General features: G+C 67.0%; 17 protein-coding genes. 8 read left to right on the top strand and 9 right to left on the bottom strand.

Annotated elements, in window-relative coordinates; genetic code table 11:
* Positions 1–198: 198 nt before the first annotated feature.
* The 5 genes from ROJ8625_RS16670 to ROJ8625_RS16650 form a co-directional block, all read right to left on the bottom strand.
* The gene (locus ROJ8625_RS16670) at positions 199–1,797 is read right to left on the bottom strand and encodes an FGGY-family carbohydrate kinase (RefSeq protein ID WP_143535157.1); all 1,599 of its coding nucleotides are present in this window, start codon (positions 1,795–1,797) and stop codon (positions 199–201) included.
* 1 nt (position 1,798) lies between these two features.
* On the bottom strand, positions 1,799–2,521 hold the full coding sequence (locus ROJ8625_RS16665) for an SDR family oxidoreductase (protein WP_085793057.1): 723 nt from the start codon (positions 2,519–2,521) through the stop codon (positions 1,799–1,801).
* Positions 2,522–2,534: 13 nt separating this feature from the next.
* Positions 2,535–3,770, bottom strand: coding sequence for a sugar ABC transporter permease (locus tag ROJ8625_RS16660; protein ID WP_085793056.1), 1,236 nt, complete (start codon positions 3,768–3,770; stop codon positions 2,535–2,537).
* Positions 3,767–4,576 (bottom strand): ATP-binding cassette domain-containing protein, encoded by an 810-nt coding sequence (locus tag ROJ8625_RS16655; protein WP_085793055.1) that lies wholly within the window; start codon positions 4,574–4,576, stop codon positions 3,767–3,769. The genes ROJ8625_RS16660 and ROJ8625_RS16655 overlap by 4 nt, the downstream gene beginning before the upstream one ends.
* 73 nt (positions 4,577–4,649) lie before the next feature.
* Positions 4,650–5,699, bottom strand: a complete 1,050-nt coding sequence (locus tag ROJ8625_RS16650) for an ABC transporter substrate-binding protein (protein ID WP_085793054.1) — start codon at positions 5,697–5,699, stop codon at positions 4,650–4,652.
* Between ROJ8625_RS16650 and ROJ8625_RS16645 the strand changes: the two genes are divergently transcribed.
* Positions 5,599–6,831 carry a substrate-binding domain-containing protein gene (locus ROJ8625_RS16645; RefSeq protein ID WP_234984299.1) on the top strand — a complete coding sequence of 411 codons (1,233 nt, stop codon included), beginning with the start codon at positions 5,599–5,601 and terminating at the stop codon, positions 6,829–6,831. The genes ROJ8625_RS16650 and ROJ8625_RS16645 overlap by 101 nt on opposite strands.
* A gap of 30 nt (positions 6,832–6,861) precedes the next feature.
* On the opposite strand, the gene ROJ8625_RS16640 is transcribed toward ROJ8625_RS16645, so the two are convergent.
* A complete protein-coding gene (locus ROJ8625_RS16640; protein WP_085793052.1) occupies positions 6,862–7,041 on the bottom strand; it encodes a hypothetical protein in 180 nt (59 codons plus the stop codon).
* 36 nt (positions 7,042–7,077) lie between these two features.
* Positions 7,078–7,683 carry an exopolysaccharide biosynthesis protein gene (locus ROJ8625_RS16635; protein ID WP_085793051.1) on the bottom strand — a complete coding sequence of 202 codons (606 nt, stop codon included), beginning with the start codon at positions 7,681–7,683 and terminating at the stop codon, positions 7,078–7,080.
* A gap of 491 nt (positions 7,684–8,174) precedes the next feature.
* Between ROJ8625_RS16635 and ROJ8625_RS16630 the strand changes: the two genes are divergently transcribed.
* The 4 genes from ROJ8625_RS16630 (at position 8,175) to ROJ8625_RS16615 (ending at position 11,792) form a co-directional block, all read left to right on the top strand.
* The gene (locus ROJ8625_RS16630; protein WP_085793050.1) at positions 8,175–8,909 is read left to right on the top strand and encodes a hypothetical protein; all 735 of its coding nucleotides are present in this window, start codon (positions 8,175–8,177) and stop codon (positions 8,907–8,909) included.
* Positions 8,910–9,115: 206 nt separating this feature from the next.
* On the top strand, positions 9,116–9,532 hold the full coding sequence (locus ROJ8625_RS16625; RefSeq protein WP_085793049.1) for a ribbon-helix-helix domain-containing protein: 417 nt from the start codon (positions 9,116–9,118) through the stop codon (positions 9,530–9,532).
* Between the two features lie 29 nt (positions 9,533–9,561).
* Positions 9,562–10,659: an extracellular catalytic domain type 1 short-chain-length polyhydroxyalkanoate depolymerase gene (locus tag ROJ8625_RS16620; protein ID WP_085793048.1), complete on the top strand. Its 1,098-nt coding sequence runs from the start codon at positions 9,562–9,564 to the stop codon at positions 10,657–10,659.
* A complete protein-coding gene (locus ROJ8625_RS16615) occupies positions 10,656–11,792 on the top strand; it encodes a C45 family autoproteolytic acyltransferase/hydrolase (protein ID WP_085793047.1) in 1,137 nt (378 codons plus the stop codon). Before ROJ8625_RS16620 ends, ROJ8625_RS16615 begins: the two co-directional genes overlap by 4 nt.
* A gap of 379 nt (positions 11,793–12,171) precedes the next feature.
* Here the strand turns inward: ROJ8625_RS16615 and ROJ8625_RS16610 are convergent, their stop codons facing one another.
* Both ROJ8625_RS16610 and ROJ8625_RS16605 read right to left on the bottom strand, forming a co-directional pair.
* Complete coding sequence (locus ROJ8625_RS16610) at positions 12,172–12,600, bottom strand: phasin family protein (protein WP_085793046.1); 429 nt, start codon at positions 12,598–12,600, stop codon at positions 12,172–12,174.
* A 276-nt stretch (positions 12,601–12,876) separates the two neighbouring features.
* Positions 12,877–13,392, bottom strand: a complete 516-nt coding sequence (locus ROJ8625_RS16605; RefSeq protein WP_085793045.1) for a DUF421 domain-containing protein — start codon at positions 13,390–13,392, stop codon at positions 12,877–12,879.
* A gap of 246 nt (positions 13,393–13,638) precedes the next feature.
* On the opposite strand from ROJ8625_RS16605, the gene ROJ8625_RS16600 reads away from it, so the two are divergent.
* From ROJ8625_RS16600 to ROJ8625_RS16590, 3 genes are all read left to right on the top strand, one after another.
* The gene (locus ROJ8625_RS16600; protein ID WP_159456791.1) at positions 13,639–14,118 is read left to right on the top strand and encodes a PRC-barrel domain-containing protein; all 480 of its coding nucleotides are present in this window, start codon (positions 13,639–13,641) and stop codon (positions 14,116–14,118) included.
* A 215-nt stretch (positions 14,119–14,333) separates the two neighbouring features.
* Positions 14,334–15,971 (top strand): alpha-amylase family glycosyl hydrolase, encoded by a 1,638-nt coding sequence (locus tag ROJ8625_RS16595; protein ID WP_085793076.1) that lies wholly within the window; start codon positions 14,334–14,336, stop codon positions 15,969–15,971.
* Entirely contained in the window at positions 15,968–17,701 is a 1,734-nt protein-coding gene (locus tag ROJ8625_RS16590; RefSeq protein WP_085793043.1) for an alpha-amylase family glycosyl hydrolase, read from the top strand. The genes ROJ8625_RS16595 and ROJ8625_RS16590 overlap by 4 nt, the downstream gene beginning before the upstream one ends.
* Positions 17,702–17,825 lie beyond the last annotated feature (124 nt).

Here is a 17,825-nt window from a genome sequence, read left to right as displayed (position 1 = left end):
ACACAGGCTAGTCGATCAGCCGCGAGCGAAAGCATGGGAGCCGAGCGCCCTCAGGCGCTCGGCTTCAGCTTGAGCCATGGCACGTAGTTTTCTGGACTTTTCGGTGCGGCAACGATGTCGAGGACGTAGGCAACGTGTTCGTCTCGGCCATGCACTGAACCAGTGGAACCAACTGCCCATACGTGGAGATCGGCACTCCTACTTCGCATCACGCGCAAGCGCCTGCATGTTCTCGAAAACTTCGAAGCGGCGAGCATGGGCCGCCGCCGCGTCTGCGGGGGGCGCGAACCGGTCCGAGAACCGGGTCATCTGCGACATCGCGTCCCGAATGTCGGCGTATCCGCCCGAGGCGACGCTGCCGAGAATGGCGGCTCCCAAGAGGACGGGTTCCTCGGCCGCCGGGATCGCGATCTCGATGCCTGCGGAGCCGGCGAGGAGTTGCCGGACGATCGGGTGGCGTCCGGCGCCACCCGAGAGCACCACGCGTCGGATGCGGATGCCGCGGGTCGCCTGCGCGTCGATGATTTGCCGCAGCCCGTAGCCGATGCCGCAGACACCGGCGACATAGAGCGCCACGAGCCCGTCGACCCCGTCGTCCATGCCGAGCCCCAGGATCACCGCCCGCGTATCCGGGTCGGCGAACGGTGCGCGATTGCCAAGGAATTCCGGCACCACGTGGACCCCATCGGCAAGGGAGACCGCCGATGCGCCAGCCGAGCGCTTGGCAGCTTCTTCAGCGAGCCAGTTTGGCAGCGACATGCCCTTGGCCTCGGCTTTCTTCGCGGCAACGGGGGCGTACGGGTGATGATGCACGAGATGCGCGATCGCCGCGCCTGCGACCGACTGACCGCCTTCGTTCAGCCAAAGACCGGGGACCATCGCCTCGAAATACGGGCCCCAGACGCCGGGCACGAAGACCGGCTCGGCCGTCGAGGTCATCGTGCAGGACGAGGTGCCGAAGACGTAGGCAAGGTTCGCCTCGGGCCCCTCCTCGGGGCCGACCGTGCCGATGCCGCCAGCGTGGGCGTCGATCAAGCCGGCGCCGACGGCCGTGCCCGGAGCCAGACCCAGCGCGTCGGCCGCGTCCGGCGTCAGCCCGGCGGCAAGCCGCGTCCCGGGTCGGACGATGTCGGTGCCGATCCGGGCGAAGTCTTCGTCGGCCAAAACGCCCAGCCCGATGGCCCGAAAGTACTCCGGATCCCAGCGCTCCTCGTGCGCGAGGTAGGTCCATTTGCAGGTCACGGTGCAGCTCGAGCGCGCGATGGCGCCGGTGGCGCGCCAGCCGAGAAAGTCGGTCAGGTCGAAGAATTGCCACGCTGCGTCGAAGACGTCCGGCCGGTTCTCGCGCAACCACAAGAGCTTCGGGGTCTGCATTTCCGGAGAGATGCGGCCGCCGACGTATTTCAGCACGGCGTGATCGCCGGCGTTGATCCGCGCCGCCTGCTCGGTGGCCCGGTGATCCATCCAGACGATCACATCGCGGTCGGGCGCTCCCGGCTCGCCGACCGGGAGCGGTACGCCTCCGTCGCCCGACACCACGAGCGAACAGGTCGCGTCGAAGCCGAGCCCCGCAACATCGGCGGGGTCGATGCCAGCCGCCGCGACCGCGCCGCGGACCGAGGCGCAGCAGGCCGCCCAGATGTCGGCGCTCGATTGCTCGACGATGCCGCCCGGTTCGCGGTGGATGGCGATCTCTGCCGAATGGGCGCCGTGCTGGCCGCCCGCGGCGTCGAAGACGCCGGCGCGGGCGCTTCCGGTGCCGACATCCACGCCGATGAAATACGGTCCCTCCGCCACCTCAGAGCTCCACCGAGTTCGGCAGGATGACGAGATCGCGCACCACCACGCCGCGCGGCCGCGTCAGCATGAAGAGCACGCATTCCGCGACCTCGCGCGGCTGCATGAGCGAACCATTGGCGAGGGCCTCCTCTTTCTTGGCCTCCGGCCAGCTGTCGATCAGTGCCGTCACCACCGGCCCCGGCAGCACGGCGCCCATGCGGATGCCGTGCCTGGACACCTGCTGGCGCGTGGTGTGAAGGAAGGCCTGCACCGCGTACTTGGACGCGGTGTAGATCGGCTCCCATTTTACCGGGATCACGCCGGCGACGGAGGAGGTGAACAGAATGTCACCCGTCCCGCGTTCGATCATTTGCGGGAGCACCGCGTGGACCGAACGGAACGCGGCGTTGACGTTGAGGTTGAGCACCCTGTCCCAGACGTCCGGATCGCCCTCCGCAACGTCACCGCCGACATAGGCGCCGGCATTGGCGTGAAAGATGTCGAGCGGACCTGCCGTCTCCTCGATCCTGCGGCCGAGATCCGACACCTGCGCCGGGTCGAGTAGGTCGAGCTCCAGCGCGAGGGCGTTCGCGCCGAGCTCGTCCGTCAGCTGCGCCAGCTTGTCCGCATCGCGGTCGACGAGCACGACCCGCGCGCCGTTCTCCAAAAGGATCTTCGCGCATTCGAGGCCGATGCCCGACGCCGCGCCGGTGATCGCGGCTGTCTTGTCCTTCAGTTGCATGTCTCTTCTCCTCTCAGGCGCGGCCGTGGCTGGCACGGGATTGCCGCGCGAGGCTGTCGACGATGACGGCGATGGCGAGAACGGCGCCGAGGATCATGTAGCGCAGCGACGAGCTGAGGTTCAGAAGCGTGAGCCCGTTGGAGATCGCCTGGATCACCAGCACGCCCAGAAGAGCCGACCACGCCGACCCGCGCCCTCCGAAGAGAGACGTGCCGCCAATCACCGCGGCCGCGATCGCGTTGAGGTTCACGTCGCCCGTGCCCGCCTGCCGGCTGGCCGAGGCGAGTCGCGAGGCCGCCAGCACGCCGCCGAACGCCGCGAAGGTCGAACACAGCATGAAGGCGTAGATGCGGATCCGCTCGACCTTGATCCCGGCCCGGCGCGCCGCCTCGCGATTGCCGCCGACCGCGAAGATGGAGCGCCCGAACTTGGTCCGCTTGAGCACGTATTCCATGCCTGCGACGAGGGCCATGAAGAACAGGAACATCCATGGCACGCCGCGCCCCTGGTTCAGGTACCACACCGCGCCGAGGATGATCGCGGTCAGGCCCGCGGCCTTGACCACCAGCACGCTCATCGATGGGACCGACAGGTTGGCTTGCGCCCGCTGCGTCCGGGTCTGCAGCCCGAACCAGAAGATCGTCGCACCCGGGATTAGTGCCACGAGATAGGACAGCCAGCCCGGCATCACCATCGTCTGTCCGAACCGGATCACGAAGGACTGGAACGGCAGGTTGATCGAGCCAGACTTGCCGAGCAGGTAGAGCTGCAATCCGAGGAGCGCGAGCAGACCGGCCAGCGTCGAGACGAAGCTCGGCATACCGAAGGTGTTTAGAAGCGTCGCGTAGACGAACCCGGTGATCGCGCCGGCCGCCAGCGCGGCGAGGATCGCGAACGGCCACGGCACCCCGGCATTCACCCAGAGCACGCCGAGGATCGCGGACGCCACGCCCGACATCGACCCGATCGACAGGTCGATCTCGCCGAGCAGCAGGCAGAACACCACGCCGAGCGAAATGAGCCCCACGGCGGCGGCGTCGAACAAGAGGTTGGTCAGGTTGTTGGGCCGCATGAAGACCGGGTTCAGCGAACTGAACACCACCGCGATGACGATGAGCCCCAGGATCACCGGCAAGACGCCCAGATCGCCGGACCGAAGCCGGTCGAGAAAGCCGCGCAGCGCCCCGAGAAGCCCTTCGTCGGCGCGCACGCGGGTATCCGCGCGATCGATTTTCGGTGTTTCGCTCATCTCGCCTCTCCCGCGGCGGTCGTTTCGTCCTGGCGCTTGCCGGCGCGGCGCGAGACGGAGTTGTCGGTCGCGCCGGTGATCGCGGCGACGAGTTCTTCCTGCGTCGCCTCCGGCCCGAACGTGCCGTTGTTGCGACCCAGCCGAAGGACCACGATCCGGTCGGCGACGGCGCGCACGTCTTCCATGTTGTGCGAGATGAGAATGACGCCGTGCCCGCGGTCGCGCACCCGCTCCACGAGGTTCAGCACCTCCGCGGTCTGCGCGACACCAAGCGCGGCGGTAGGCTCGTCCAGCATGATGATTTCGGGGTCGAGCAGCAGAGAGCGGCAGATCGCCACTGTCTGTCGCTGCCCGCCCGAGAGCGACGCGATGGGCTCGCGCACGGAGGGGATGCGCGCGGCCAACTCGCCAAGGAGCTTCCAGGCACGCACCTCCATCTCGACCTCGTTGAGGCGCCAGGCGTTCACTTCCTGCCCCAGGAAGAGGTTCGCGACGACATCAAGGTTCTCGCACAGAGCGAGATCCTGGAAGACGGTCGCGATGCCGAGATCGATGGCGCGGCCCGGCGTGTCGATCGACACTTCAGCCCCGTTGAACTCGATTGTCCCGGACGTCTTCGAATGGACGCCCGAGAGGATCTTCACGAGCGTCGACTTGCCCGCGCCGTTGTCTCCGACGAGCGCGACCACCTCGCCTCGCCGCACTTCGAGGTCGATGCCGTCGAGCGCGGTCACCGCGCCGAAGACCTTCGTGACCCCGGACAGTTTCAGGATCGGGGCGCTGTCCCCGACGGCTTCCGCTGGCATTGATGTATCCTCCTCCCATGCCCCCGCCGGGGCGGCTCCGGGCGGCATGCAGCCGCCCGAAGAAGCGGTCGGGTCACTCGACGATGCCGAGCTCGCGGCAACCGTCCTGGAACTCCGCGGTGCAGACTTCCTCGGGCGTGTTGATGCCGCCGTCGAAAATGATCTCCACGATGTTTTCGCGCGTGACGACCTCGGGCGTGAAGAGCTGCGACGGCGTCTCGTAGAGCGTCGTTTCCGCCTCAGGCGTCTCGCCGCTGATGAAGGTGTAGGCGACCTCCGCCGCGGCCTCGGCCACGATCTCGGACGGCTTGGAGATCGTGTTGTACTGCGTGCCGGCGATGATGCGCTGCAGGGCGGCGATGGTCGCGTCGTTGCCGGTGACCGGCGGGATCGGGTCGGTTCCCGCGGCGCTGAACGCGGCGATCGTGCCGCCGGCGGTGCCGTCGTTCGCCGCCACCACGCCGACGATCTCGTCCCCGAACCGCTGGATCTGGCCAGCGACCCAGCGTTGCGCCTCGGGCGGGGCCCAGTTCGGCGTGTCGAACTCCGCCAGCGTCTCGTAGGCCGAGCCGTCCAGCGCTTCGTCGATGCCGTCACGGATAAGGCCGGCCGCCGCGTCAGTGGGCGAGCCGTTGACCTGCAGCACGCCCGCTCCGTCGGCCACGCCCTCGGCCTGCAGGTGATCGACCAGCGACTGCGCGATGGCGCGGCCGATGCCCACGTTGTCGAACGAGACGTAGAAATCCGCAGGCACGTCCGGGATCGGCCGGTCGTAGGCGATCACGCGCACGTCCTGCGCCTTGGCCTGATTGACGAGCGACGCGGCCGCCGAGCTGTCGACCGGGTCGAGCACGATCGCGCTCGCACCCTGCGCGATCAGCGAATTGAACTGCTGCTGCTGGAGCTGCGCATCGGCGTTGGCGTTCTGGTAGACCACCTCGCAATCGGCGCAGAGCTCCGCCATCGCGTCACGGAAGCCGGGGTAGTCTCGCTCCTCGTAGCGGGTCGAAGCCTGGTCGGGCATGAGAAAGCCGACGGTCTCCTGCTGCGCGGTCGCGGCCGTGCCGAGGGTCGCAGCTGCAAGCGCGGCCACAGAGGCCGCGGCACATGTCTTCTGGATCATCTCTATCCTCCCAAAACGGGCGGTCTCCCAACCGCTGTATCGATTGAGCAAATTGCACAACCGATGTAGCATGTTGCGGCAAGCCTTCTTTTCAGTCAATGCTCAATCGGTGAAGCAAGTGGAGACGTCGGCTCAGGTGTCGGGATCGCAAGGAAAATCTCAGGGGCGGCGCACGACGATCTACGACATCGCGGAGCTCGCCGGCACGTCGCCAAGCGCCGTCAGCGCGATCCTGAATGGGAGCTGGAAGAAGCGTCGAATCGCAGAGACGACGGCGCAGCGCGTGATCGACATCGCCGAAGCCGAGGGCTACGCCCGCAACCTGCAGGCCAGTGCGCTGCGCAGCGACCGGTCGAACGTGATCGGAATGATCATGCCGAAATACGACAACCGATACTTCGGGGCGATTGCGGAACAGTTCGAGGCCAAGGCGCGCGCCCGGGGACTCTTTCCCGTGATAACCTGTACCGAGCGCGATCCCGAGCTCGAGGTCGCCGCCGCGCGCGAGATGATCGGCTACCGGGTGGATTGCATCATCGCAACCGGCGCCACGGATCCGGACCGGATCACCCGCACGGCGGCCGCCGCCGGCATCCGCACGCTCAATCTCGACCTGCCGGGCCGCGAGGCGCCATCCGTGATCTCGGACAATTACAACGGCGCGCGCGAACTTGCGCTCCTGCTGCTCGACAGGATCGGGCCCGCCAGCGGGCCGCTCCTGTTCGTGGGCGGTCGCGGAACGGATCACAACACGGCAGAGCGCATTCGCGGCGTGCGCGATGCCCATGAGGCCCGCGGGTTGGCGTTACCCGAAAGCCACGTGCTGACCTGCGGCTATGCCTCCGACAAGGCGCAGAGTGCTTTGGACACACTCGCCTTCGACGTGCCGGAGGCGCTTTTCGTGAACAGCACGATCTCGCTCGAGGGTGTCGTGCGATGGATGCGCTCCAACGGACAGACCTTGCCGTTCGGTTGCTTCGACTGGGACCCGTTCGCGGCCCTGCTCGAGGAAAACGTCGGCATGGTCAAACAGGACGTCACGGCGTTGGTGTCGACGATCTTCGACAGGCTCGACGAGCCTTCCGGCGAGGCAGATGTGATTCAAATCCCCTGCATTCTCTGCACCGAATAGACAGGTGACAATCATGAGAATTCGCGCTGTTTATCCTCGGAGACGCTGTTTCTCCTCGTCTGTGAGCGGCGCATCATCGAGGTCTCGCACAACTTCCGCCGTCCTTATCGCGCCGCGCAGGCCCAATGCGAGCGCCTGGCGGACATCGATGCCGAGCTCCTCGGCGCGGGCAAGCAGCTCGTCATCCACTTCGACTTCGACTTTCGCCATGTGATACTCCGGTAATGATGATTATGTAAAAAATAATCAATCAACGATCGACGCGCCGCCCATCAGGAATGACAATCCCAATGCCCCCACGCTGCTTAAGGCGAGGAACGCCAGCAGCATCAGCAAGCCATCGCGGAAAAGCAGCCCCAGCCCGAAAAGCGAGATGACGATCATCGGGATCGAGGTGGCGAACGGCACGAATTCGAGCGGCGGCACGGACACCAGGACGCACAATATCGCGATCCCGGCACACCACCGCCCGGTTGCGCCGGCAAGACCGGACAAACGCTCGTGAAGCTGCGCGTCGATCCGCTGCGCGATCGGCTGCAACCATGCCAGAGCGCGTTCCGCCGAGCTTGCGTCGAGCGTACGGCGGCTGATCCAACCCGGCACCCACAGGTGCTCGTGGCCGAGCAGCATCCGCACCGTGATCACTGCGATCGTGAGCCCGAGAAGCGTCGGAAAGCCCGGGATGCCTCCGATCGGCGTCAGCTCCAGTAGCGGCAGCACGGCCAGCGCCGCGCCGTGGCCGCGCTCGTCGAGCGCTCCGACAAGGTCGCCGATCGCCAGCCGTCCCCGGTTGCTTGTTGCGGCACGCATCTCCGTCAGGACGTCGCTCAGCGCACCCTCCCGCTTTCTCATGTGTCGCTCCATGATGTTCGCACTCGCTGCCCGCCTGCCTGTTGGCGACAGGGTGGTCGCAGCTAGAACCGGAAGGCCAAAGCGATGTTCCGGGCCCCGCCAGCGTTTCCAAGTTCCGCGACCGCTGTCAAAGCGCGGATCATCGGCGTTTGGCTGCGTTTCGATCGCGGCACGAGGGTGCCGATTGCCCAGCCCAGCATCAAGCGAACGGCACGCGCAGCGGCCCGTCGCCGGCCTCTGCACGGTTTGGCGCGTGTCCGGCGGCGGCCGCCGGGAACATCCGCTCCGCCGCATTGTTTCGGCCGTGAAAAGGTTTTCTCGTCAAGAGATTAATGAGATGGCGGAGCACGATCCTCGCGGGCGCATCGCTCGGAACAGCGAGACCTATCGGACCGCGTCCCCTTCGGACCCGAAGCTTCGTGGCGATCCGGGCATCCCGGCCTCGGACAACCGGTTTTCGGGAAAGTCGAGGCATCGCGATCCGGCGCTGTATGGGGATCATCGGCGTAGACAAAAAACCTTCGACGGCGTTCAGGAAGGCCGATCTATTCGATGATCCATCCGGCGTTCTTTGGCACGAGCGCCGACCCTATCTCGCCCTGCCCCTCTGCCCATGCGGTGACCCGATGACCTGGTTTTCAGACAACGCACTCCTCGTTCAAACCGTCACGTCAATCGTGACGGCGCTGATATGGCTCGTGTATCTCCAACTGCTGTTGTCGGGTGTCCGGCGACAACGCCGACCCACGCTCAGCATGAACCGCGGGTCCGGCGAGGGCATGGATGCCAAGGTGATCCTCAGCAATCTCGGCTACGAACCGATCTACGTCCAGGACGTGCTCGTGACCATGGATATCGAAGGCGATGGAGAGAGCACCCATTACGTGACGGACAGGCGAGAACTGCCGGAAGAAGAGATGTCCGAAGGCCTGAGCGGGACCACGCAAGGACCGATGACCGCAGGGGACTACATTTCGCTCGGCTCGGTGCGTGGAATCCTCCAGCGCGCGGCGCCGAACTACAACACCGAGCAATTGCCGGGCCTCAACAAGGTGACGTTCACAGTGCTTGGCACCGGGCAGAAACCGGCCGGTGCCAGGAAGACGTACCACGTCATCTCCGATGATCAGTCCATCAAGCATCTGCAGCCCCAATCGCTCGACACCAGGATGCTGTCGCCCCGCCAGTGCAGACGCATCCGTCACAGACAGGGCTCTGACGTGTAGCGCGCCGCGCCTGCGGAACGCCGTATTCGCGTTCCGCCACGGGTCATGAAGGGACCAGCGCTTCGCGGCCGAACCTCGCTTGAGGTCGGCAATGGGACACGGCCGCGCAACCGACTCGAGAATGGATGTTTGTCATCGCGTCGTGACCGGCCTTGCAAATCGGGCGTACACCATCCATTAATATTCCACTTGGATGGAGTAGCGAGATGCCGAAGATCCACCGTCTGCCGGACCGTCACGCGGATACGGAGAAGATCACGCTCAACATCGGTCACGTCGATCTGGGACGGATCGATCTCTTGGTGCGCGAGGGGTTCTACACCAACCGCACCGACTTCATTCGCACCGCGATCCGCAACCAGCTGTCGACGGATGCGCGTGCGGTGGACCAGTCGGTGGAACGGCATCAATTCGAGATGGGCCTGTTCGACGTGACGCGCGCCGATCTCGAAGCCGCGCGGCAGCGGGGCGAGACACTCCACCTTCGCGTCCTCGGGCTCGCCCGCATTGCGGATGACGTTCCGGTCGAGCTTGCGCTCGAAACCATCGGGTCGCTCAGCGTCCTGGGATCTCTGCAAGCCTCAAAGGACATCAAGACGGCCCTCGCGGACCGCATCACCTGACGGGCCGCGCCCCTCACAAGGATACAGACATGAACGATCAATTCGCGACGGCCATGCGCCGGGCGCTCGAGCACACGCGCGCCGGTGATCCCCGCGCCGCGACCACCCTTCTGCAAAGGGCCCTGTCCGGCCGCGACACGACGGAGGCGCCGTGCTGCGGACCTTGTTCCGACGCTGCGGCGGAGAGTCCGCAGGGTCAAGGTCACCGCGTGCCGGAGGATCTCGGGCGCGGCGGCGGCTTCGATTTTTCGTCGCTTCCGGGCCTCGGGGCACGGAGCGACGCGGCGCCCGGGTCGATGCCCCACCGGGCAAGGTCGCCCCGCGCCCCGGTGCCCGACGGCGCCAGAGTCGAGGCGCGGACCTATCGCGGCACTGCGGGCGGTCGATCCTACCGACTCTTCGTGCCGTCGGACCGGGCCCGGCCCAAGGGCGTTCTGGTGATGCTGCATGGCTGCACGCAGACGCCCGAGGACTTCGCGCTCGGCACGCGGATGGACCAGCTGGCGGAGAGGGCCGGGTTCGTCGTCGCCTATCCCGAGCAGACCGGACGCCACAACGCACAATCCTGCTGGAACTGGTTCCGCCCGGAGGACCAGGGCCGAACGCACGGAGAGGCCGCCATCCTGGCAGGCCTCGGGCAGGCCCTGTCGGCCGAGTTCGATTGCCCGGGCCGGGTCTTCGCCGCGGGTCTCTCGGCGGGCGGTGCGATGGCGGCGATCCTCGGCGAAAGCCACCCCGAGGTTTTCGCGGCGGTTGGCGTACATTCTGGCCTTCCTGCCGGGGCGGCCCGGGACATGCCATCGGCCTTCGCGGCGATGCGCGGCGACGTTCATCACGGGCGCCCCGCCGCCGGTCCGGTCATCGTCTTTCACGGCACGGCGGATCGCACCGTGGCGCCCGGAAATGCCGACGCGATCGTCACCGGAAGCGGCATCGAGCAAAGCGAAAGCGGCAACGGCCGTTCGTGGACGCGCCTTGTCACGCAGGACGGCTCGGAGCTCTGGCGCGTGGCGGGGGCTGGCCACGCCTGGTTCGGGGGCGATCCGGCCGGGTCTTATGCCGACCCAACCGGACCGGACGCATCGGCCGAAATGTTGCGCTTCTTCATGGAACGGGGGCGCGCATGACCGCGGACATGACCTTCACCGCCGTGGCCGAGGCGCGCCCCGGCCCCAAGTGGTGCGCGCGCTGGACCCTGTCCTGGCCGGCCTACCGCGCGTGGTTCGAGGCGCGCGGCGGGCGCGAGGGCCCGGACCGGGCCGAGTGCGTGGCCGCCCTCGCCCGGTACATGCCGGAACTGGTGCCCGTGCATCGGCGGCTCGCCATGCTTGCCGGCGGCGACGATCTGGCCGCGCGGTTCCTGTCGACGTGGTGCCCGCCGCCCTACCTCGGCGGATGCTCGGTGGCCGCGATCCCGTCGGACGGCGCCGCGACCCTCGTGCGCAACTACGACCTGTCGCCCGACCTGAACGAGGGTCTGCTCCTGCGGACCGAATGGACCGGTACGCCCGTGATGGGCATGACCGAGTTCCTCTGGGGTCTCTCCGACGGCATCAATGCACACGGTCTCTCCGTGGCCCTTGCCTTCGGGGGAACGCACGCCACCGGCAGGGGCTTCGGGATCTGCACGATCCTGCGCTACGTGCTGGAAACCTGCCGGAGCGTCGCAGAGGCGCGCGCGGTGCTGGCCCGGGTGCCGTCCCACATGGATTACAACCTCGTGCTGGCGGATGCCGCGGGCGAGACGGCCTCGGTCGAGATGCACGCCGGCGGCGGCTGCACGGCACGCGCGCCGTCGATCGCGACGAACCACCAGCTCTCCGCGCCGCTTCCCGACAAGGCGTCGTTCACACGCACGGTCGAGCGGCGCGCATGCCTGTCGCGGCTGGTGTCGGGGGCCGGCCCGCTCGAGGACAAGCTCGGAGCGTTTCTCGCGCCACCGCTCTACCAGACGGATTTCGCCGGTGGCTTCGGCACGCTCTTCACCGCTGTCTACGCACCGCGGGAGGCGCGCATGCGCCTGCTCTGGCCGGACGCCGAGATGTGCCAGAACCTGAGCGATTTCAAAGAGACCACCCGGCACGTGCAGCTGGCGCCTGCACCGCGGGACGCCTCTGGCGCCGAGACGTCCGCCCCCGGGTTCGCCGAGCTCTTGCGGCACGTGCCACCCCGCAACCGCCCGGCGGCGCGGAACTGGCTCGACCGGGCCGAGCGCGGGCAGATCGACTGGGTCGCGTTCGGCATGTTGTTCGCGGCGTAAAGCGCCCGCCTGCCACGGCATGAGGTGGCAGGCTCCGCCGTCACGGGCGTTCCTGCACGCTCGAACGTTGGGTCTGTGCTCGTTTCGCGGATTGTCTGAATGCCCGGTAAGAGACGCACGACGATATCGACAGCGCTTTGGTCCCGTTCGCCGCCATGCTGGCCCGGCACACGGGCCACTGTGCACCGGTCTCGCTCCAAGGACTGGACCGCTGCGTGCGCTCGACGGCATCGAGGTGCGCCACGCCTTTGTGAGGTCCGCCCTCGTCGCACCTCGATATGCGGTTGGCATCGGCTTCTAAGCGGGCTTGCAACGCAAAAAAAGGCGGGCTCTCGCCCGCCTCTCTTCACGTGATCGCAATGTCGCGATCCTGACGCGTTCAGCTCGCCTTGCTGGCGGCCGACTTCGTCGTGTTGGCAGCTTCTTCAGCCTTCGACGCCACTTTCGCGCCCATATCCTGTCCGGCGCTCGAGGCAACATCAACCGACTGCTGACCGGTGTGCTGCGCGATCCCGCCGAGGCTCTGCGCGGTGCGCATGAACAGCTCCATCTGCTTCTGCGCGAAGGTGCTGTAGGCTTTGGCGTATTCCGCCGGGTCGGTCTTGGCCGAGGCCAGTTCGCGCACGTTCGAGAATGCTTCCTGCGCGGTGTCGTTCGCGACATCGCTGGACTTCGATGCGGCATCGACGACGAGCGTCGTCACGCGCGCGTTGTAGTCCGACCAGGTGCCGAGCATGTCCTGGTAGTTCTTCGGATCGAACAGGCTCTGAATGTCGTTTGCGGCGGTGCGGTTGGTCTGTTTTGCCATGATGCGTCTCCTTTCGAGAGCGTCCGGTGAATTCGTCTCTTACACCCGAAAGTAATGCTGCACTGCAGCATTACAAGGGCCTGGGCCATGAATCTGTGGGCCGAAACCATGACCGATACATCGACGGTGCCCGGCACACTTTCGGGCCGTTGCAAGGGCTGTCCAATCGGCCGGGCGCCGGAGAACGGCACCGCGGACCGACCAAGTGCGCCGCGGACCCCCCGAAGCCCACGGGTCAGCCGACCGGGACACAAAGGCCGAGCGCGCAAGCCGCGCCTACCTCGCGGAGGTGCCGACCGAGGCCCTCCCGCGCGTCTCGGTGTCCTTGCCGATGACCGAGAAGGAGCCGTCCGATTCCAGGATGATCGAGGAGACCGCCGAGCGGTCCGCGTATCCCGAGGTTCGCATCACCGTGTCGAGCTCGTCGCGGGTGACGCGCGCCTCGTGCATTGCCTGCGGCAGCGGCTCGCCGTCGCGCAGCAGGAGCCGCGGTTCGGATCGCACCAGCTTGGCGAACCGCCGGCTCTTCACCGAGAGCATCGCCACGCCGTATTGCAAGCCGATCAGGAGCAGAAAGGCCGTCACACCTTCGGCGAGCGCCACGCCCTCGGACAACAGGATCGACGCCAGCACCGACCCGAGCGCCACGGTCACCACGAGGTCGAAGGCGTTGAGCTTGGACAACGTCCGGTTCCCCGTCACTCTCAGGACCGCGACGAGCGCGACGTAGGCCAGCGTGCCCACGACCAGCGTGCGCACGATCCCTTCCCAGCCTTGGTAGAGCATCTCCATCGCGTTCTCGTCCCTGGGGCGACCCGCTTCGTCACGGATTTGCGTCGCCAGACAGATGGCGCGCTGCGACGTGGTCGCCACCCCCGCGCCCGAGCAAAGATGGCGTCGGGGCGCCTGCGCGATGGGCACACACTCGGTGCGCCTCGTCGCCGAGGATGCGTCACGGTTGGACGAAGGAGAGGTTCTGGAACATTGCGCAGGTCCGGCTGTTGCCGACGCTCCGCGAGAAAAAAGGGAGACCTCGAAATGCAGCGTTTCGCAAAATCTCTGATCCTCGCCACCGTGGCAGGCCCCGCCGGCGTGGCCCTGGGCCAAACCGACGAAACCTCGCCCATGGGCCGGAACAGCGGCGTCGTTGCCGAGGAGTTGGGCGAGCGGTTCATCCGTGCCGAGCACATCATCGGGGCGGATATCTACACCCAGTCGATGAACTACGACGAGGCGGAGTGGACCGGTACCGACTACTACGAAGAAGTCGACACGGACTGGGAAGAGGTCGGCGAGGTGTCGGACATCGTGATCTCGAGAGACGGCGAGGTCGTCGGCGTCGTTGCCGAAGTCGGCGGTTGGCTCGACATCGGGGACGCCGACATCGTCATCGACATCGCGGACCTCAAGACCGTCGGTGGCAGCTTCGAGGACGCCTGGGGCGACCTCGCGCTGGTGACGCCCTTGACCGAGGAGCAGCTCGAGTCCCGCCAAGAAGTCGATAGTGGCTGGTGGTGATCTGTCCGGCTCGGTTCGCGCGCGTCTGTCGCGCTGACCGGGCCGCCCTCCCCCTGTCGACACGCGCGACGGCGCGACACGCCGGTGCTGCGGCATCGAGACCGTCGGGCCGCGTGCGCGGGCTCGAGACCGTCGGGCCGCGTGCGCGCCCCGGTGACATGATCCGGAACAGCCGGGCGCGGTTTCGTGTTTTCACCCGCAAAAGCGAGGCAGCGATGACCACCCATGCCGCATGGTGGCAGGGCGCCACCATCTACCAGATCTATCCGCGATCCTTCCTCGACACGACCGGCAACGGTGTCGGCGATCTTCCGGGGATCACCCGAAAGCTCGACTACATCGCCGCGCTGGGAGTCGACGCCATCTGGATCTCGCCCTTCGTGCAATCGCCGATGAAGGATTACGGCTACGACGTCTCGGATTACCGCGCGGTCGACCCGCTCTTCGGCCAGCAGGGCGACGTGCAGGTCCTGTTCGACGAGGCGCACCGGCGCGGCCTTCGCGTACTGATGGATCAGGTGCTGTCGCACACCTCCGACCAGCATCCCTGGTTCCGCGAAAGCCGCGGCTCGCGCGACAATCCGAAGGCCGACTGGTATGTCTGGGCCGATGCCGCGCCGGATGGCGGGCCCCCGAACAATTGGCTGTCGGTCTTCGGCGGCGCGTCGTGGCAATGGTCGCCCTGGCGAAGCCAGTATTACCTGCACAATTTTCTGCGCGAGCAGCCCGATCTCAATTTCCACAACCCCGAGGTTCAGGAGGCGGTGCTGGACGTGTGCCGGTACTGGCTCGACCTCGGGGCCGACGGCTTTCGTCTCGACGTCTGCGCGTTCTACTTTCACGATACCGAATTGCGCGACAACCCGCCCGAGCCGGAGACGCCGCGCGGCGCGCATTTCCAGTTCAACCCCTACAGCTATCAGCGCCACGTGCACGACATCGGCCAGCCGGAGAACCTCGGCTTCTTGGAGCGCCTGCGCGCGCTGACCGACGAATATGAGGACCGCGTCCTGCTGGGCGAAATGCACCAGGAGAACTACGCGCAGCTTCACCGCGAATACACGGCGCCCGGACGCCTGCACCTGGCCTACGGCTACGACCTTCTGGGGGCGGAGCAGCGCGATCCGGCGGTCATCCGAAGATCGGCGGAGAAGCTCGGATACTCCGACACCGACGGCTGGCCGTGCTGGGCGATGGACAACCACGATTTCACCCGCACGCCGACGCGCTGCGGCTGGGAAGACAATCCCGATGCGTCGGTCATGGCGCTGGTGGCCCTGACCTGCCTGCGCGGGGCGGCCTGCCTCTATCAGGGCAGCGAACTGGCGCTGCCGGAGGCCACGCTCGACTACGAAGACTTGCAGGATCCCTACGGCCGCGAGTTCTGGCCGGCCTATGCCGGCCGAGACGGCGCGCGCACACCGATGCCCTGGACCGCCGACCATCCCAATGGGGACTTCAGCCACGAGGCGCCGTGGCTGCCCGTGCCGCCGGCTCATCTGCGTCTGTCGGTTGCCACGCAGGACGCGCAGCCGGGCAGCCCGCTCAACCGGATCCGCCGCTTCCTTGCGTGGCGGCGGGACGAGCCCGCACTGCGCCACGGCGCGATGCGGATGCATGACGGGCCCGAAGGCGTGCTGACCTTCACCCGTGACGACGGCGCCAACCCGGTCTTCTGCGCAATCAATCTCAGCCCCGGCGGGGCCTGCGTGACACCCGGTCACGCGATCAGCGGGGGCGCACTCGAGGGCCACGGCTTCGGCTGTCATGCCGACGAGACGGGCATTCACCTGCCCGCCTGGGGCGCCTGGTTCGGACGCCCGCCGAATAGTGTCGCGGGGGCTGTGCGATGACGACCCGGCACCCTGCAACGCGTGGCGCGGGCCGCGAGGCGCTTATCGCGGAGGCCATGCTGATCCCCTCGCGCCCCGCCGATGCCGAGCGCGACTGGTGGCGCGGCGGCATCTTCTACGAGGTCTACGTGCGGTCGTTCCAGGACAGCGACGGCGACGGCGTCGGCGATCTCCGCGGCGTGATCGACCGGCTCGACTACATCCGCTCTCTCGGTGTCGACGGGGTCTGGCTGTCGCCCTTCTATCCCTCCCCGGGCGAGGATTTCGGGTACGACATAAGCGATTTCCGCAACGTCGATCCGCAGCTCGGCTCGCTCGGCGACGTCATGGAGCTGATCGAGGCGTGCCACGACCGCGATCTGAAGCTGCTCCTGGATTTCATTCCCTGCCACACCTCGGAGGAGCATCACTGGTTCGTCGAAAGCCGCCGTGCCCGCACCGGCCCGCGGGCGGACTGGTATATCTGGGCCGATGCGGCAGAGGATGGAGGTCCGCCCAACAATTGGCTGTCATCCTTCGGCGGAGGCTCCGCCTGGACATGGGAGCCGCGCCGCCAGCAATACTACTACCACCCGTTCCTCCAATGTCAGCCAGCGCTCAACCTGCGCAATCCGGAGGTTCTCGAGGCGGTCATCGACGCGCTGCGCTTCTGGCTCGACCTCGGCGTCGACGGCTTCCGGCTCGATGCGGTGCAGTGCCTCTGCTGGGACGACAAGCTGCGCAACAACCCCCCGAGATACGACGGCGACGACCAGGTCCGCCTTGGCGGCGGGCCGAGCAATCCGTTCGCGCGGCAGCAGCACCTGTTCGACCGCGATCTCCCCGACGCGATCCCGATCATCGAGAGGCTGCGCGAGGCGGTCGATGCCTATTCGCCAAGCCGCGCGCTGATCGGCGAGCTTGCGGATCTCGACAGTTCGCGCTTTGCCGTGAAGTACACCGCCGACGGCAACCGGCTGCACGCGGTCTACGACTTCGACCTGATCAATACCGATCAGACGCTCGAGGAGTGGATGCATCAGCTCGACATTCGGTCGGACTTCATCGGGTCGGGCTGGCTGATGAACAACTTCACCAACCACGACTCGATCCGCGCGGTGTCGAACCTCACCAGCTTTGCCGTGGACGCCGGGCGCACCGGCGAGGCGGCCAAGCTGCTGCTCTTCCTGCAGGCCACGCTGCGCGGCGGGGGTATCGTCTTTCAGGGCGAAGAACTCGGACTGCCGCAGCCGGAGTTGCCCTACGAGGCGCTGCGCGATCCGTGGTCGATCAACCTCTGGCCGGATTTCGTCGGTCGCGACGGGGTCAGAACGCCGATGCCCTGGGACGCACAGGCCGCGCAGGCCGGGTTCTCGACCGGCGCGCCCTGGATGCCGGTGCCGCAGGAGCATCTGCCGTTCGCCGTCTCCCGCCAGGAGGACGACCCCGACAGCGTGCTGTCGTTTTTCCGGGCCTTGATGGCGTGGCGTCGCGAGGTACCGCTTCTGCGCATGGGCTCGGAACGCGCGGGGTCGCGCGCCGCGGTGCCGCTCGTGGTCTTCGACCGCTACGATGCCGACCGCACCCTCACCGTGATCCTGAACTTCTCTCTGGCGGAGCGTTGGTTTGCCGCGGATCCGCCCGCCACCCTGCTCGAGGACGTGCCCGGCTCCCTCGCCGAGATGGGCGAACAGGGCGTTCGCCTCCCCGGCCTCGGCTTCGCCGTCCTGGATCGCGGCCCGCCCGGATAAGGCCGCGGGCCGCAGCGGCAGAGGGTCGTTTCCTTTCCGCCTCTCGCCTCGAGACATCTTCGATGCGCGACCGGGAACAAGTCGGTCGCCCGGCTGTTGCGACGGCCATCCAACAAGCATTGAA

Origin of the sequence: Roseivivax jejudonensis (assembly GCF_900172265.1) — a bacterium.
GTDB lineage: Bacteria > Pseudomonadota > Alphaproteobacteria > Rhodobacterales > Rhodobacteraceae > Roseivivax > Roseivivax jejudonensis.
This window is presented reverse-complemented; position numbering and strand designations above follow the sequence as displayed.

Excerpts from the sequence above, each read along its gene's own strand:
- ROJ8625_RS16645 (WP_234984299.1), top strand. The coding sequence starts at position 5,599 with ATGAGAAAGCCGACGGTCTCCTGCTGCGCGGTCGCGGCCGTGCCGAGG.
- ROJ8625_RS16590 (WP_085793043.1), top strand. The coding sequence starts at position 15,968 with ATGACGACCCGGCACCCTGCAACGCGTGGCGCGGGCCGCGAGGCGCTT.
- ROJ8625_RS16630 (WP_085793050.1), top strand. The coding sequence starts at position 8,175 with ATGGGGATCATCGGCGTAGACAAAAAACCTTCGACGGCGTTCAGGAAG.
- ROJ8625_RS16610 (WP_085793046.1), bottom strand. The coding sequence starts at position 12,600 with ATGGCAAAACAGACCAACCGCACCGCCGCAAACGACATTCAGAGCCTG.
- ROJ8625_RS16625 (WP_085793049.1), top strand. The coding sequence starts at position 9,116 with ATGCCGAAGATCCACCGTCTGCCGGACCGTCACGCGGATACGGAGAAG.
- ROJ8625_RS16620 (WP_085793048.1), top strand. The coding sequence starts at position 9,562 with ATGAACGATCAATTCGCGACGGCCATGCGCCGGGCGCTCGAGCACACG.
- ROJ8625_RS16600 (WP_159456791.1), top strand. The coding sequence starts at position 13,639 with ATGCAGCGTTTCGCAAAATCTCTGATCCTCGCCACCGTGGCAGGCCCC.
- ROJ8625_RS16595 (WP_085793076.1), top strand. The coding sequence starts at position 14,334 with ATGACCACCCATGCCGCATGGTGGCAGGGCGCCACCATCTACCAGATC.
- ROJ8625_RS16665 (WP_085793057.1), bottom strand. The coding sequence starts at position 2,521 with ATGCAACTGAAGGACAAGACAGCCGCGATCACCGGCGCGGCGTCGGGC.
- ROJ8625_RS16615 (WP_085793047.1), top strand. The coding sequence starts at position 10,656 with ATGACCGCGGACATGACCTTCACCGCCGTGGCCGAGGCGCGCCCCGGC.
- ROJ8625_RS16605 (WP_085793045.1), bottom strand. The coding sequence starts at position 13,392 with ATGGAGATGCTCTACCAAGGCTGGGAAGGGATCGTGCGCACGCTGGTC.
- ROJ8625_RS16655 (WP_085793055.1), bottom strand. The coding sequence starts at position 4,576 with ATGCCAGCGGAAGCCGTCGGGGACAGCGCCCCGATCCTGAAACTGTCC.
- ROJ8625_RS16640 (WP_085793052.1), bottom strand. The coding sequence starts at position 7,041 with ATGGCGAAAGTCGAAGTCGAAGTGGATGACGAGCTGCTTGCCCGCGCC.
- ROJ8625_RS16660 (WP_085793056.1), bottom strand. The coding sequence starts at position 3,770 with ATGAGCGAAACACCGAAAATCGATCGCGCGGATACCCGCGTGCGCGCC.
- ROJ8625_RS16650 (WP_085793054.1), bottom strand. The coding sequence starts at position 5,699 with ATGATCCAGAAGACATGTGCCGCGGCCTCTGTGGCCGCGCTTGCAGCT.
- ROJ8625_RS16635 (WP_085793051.1), bottom strand. The coding sequence starts at position 7,683 with ATGAGAAAGCGGGAGGGTGCGCTGAGCGACGTCCTGACGGAGATGCGT.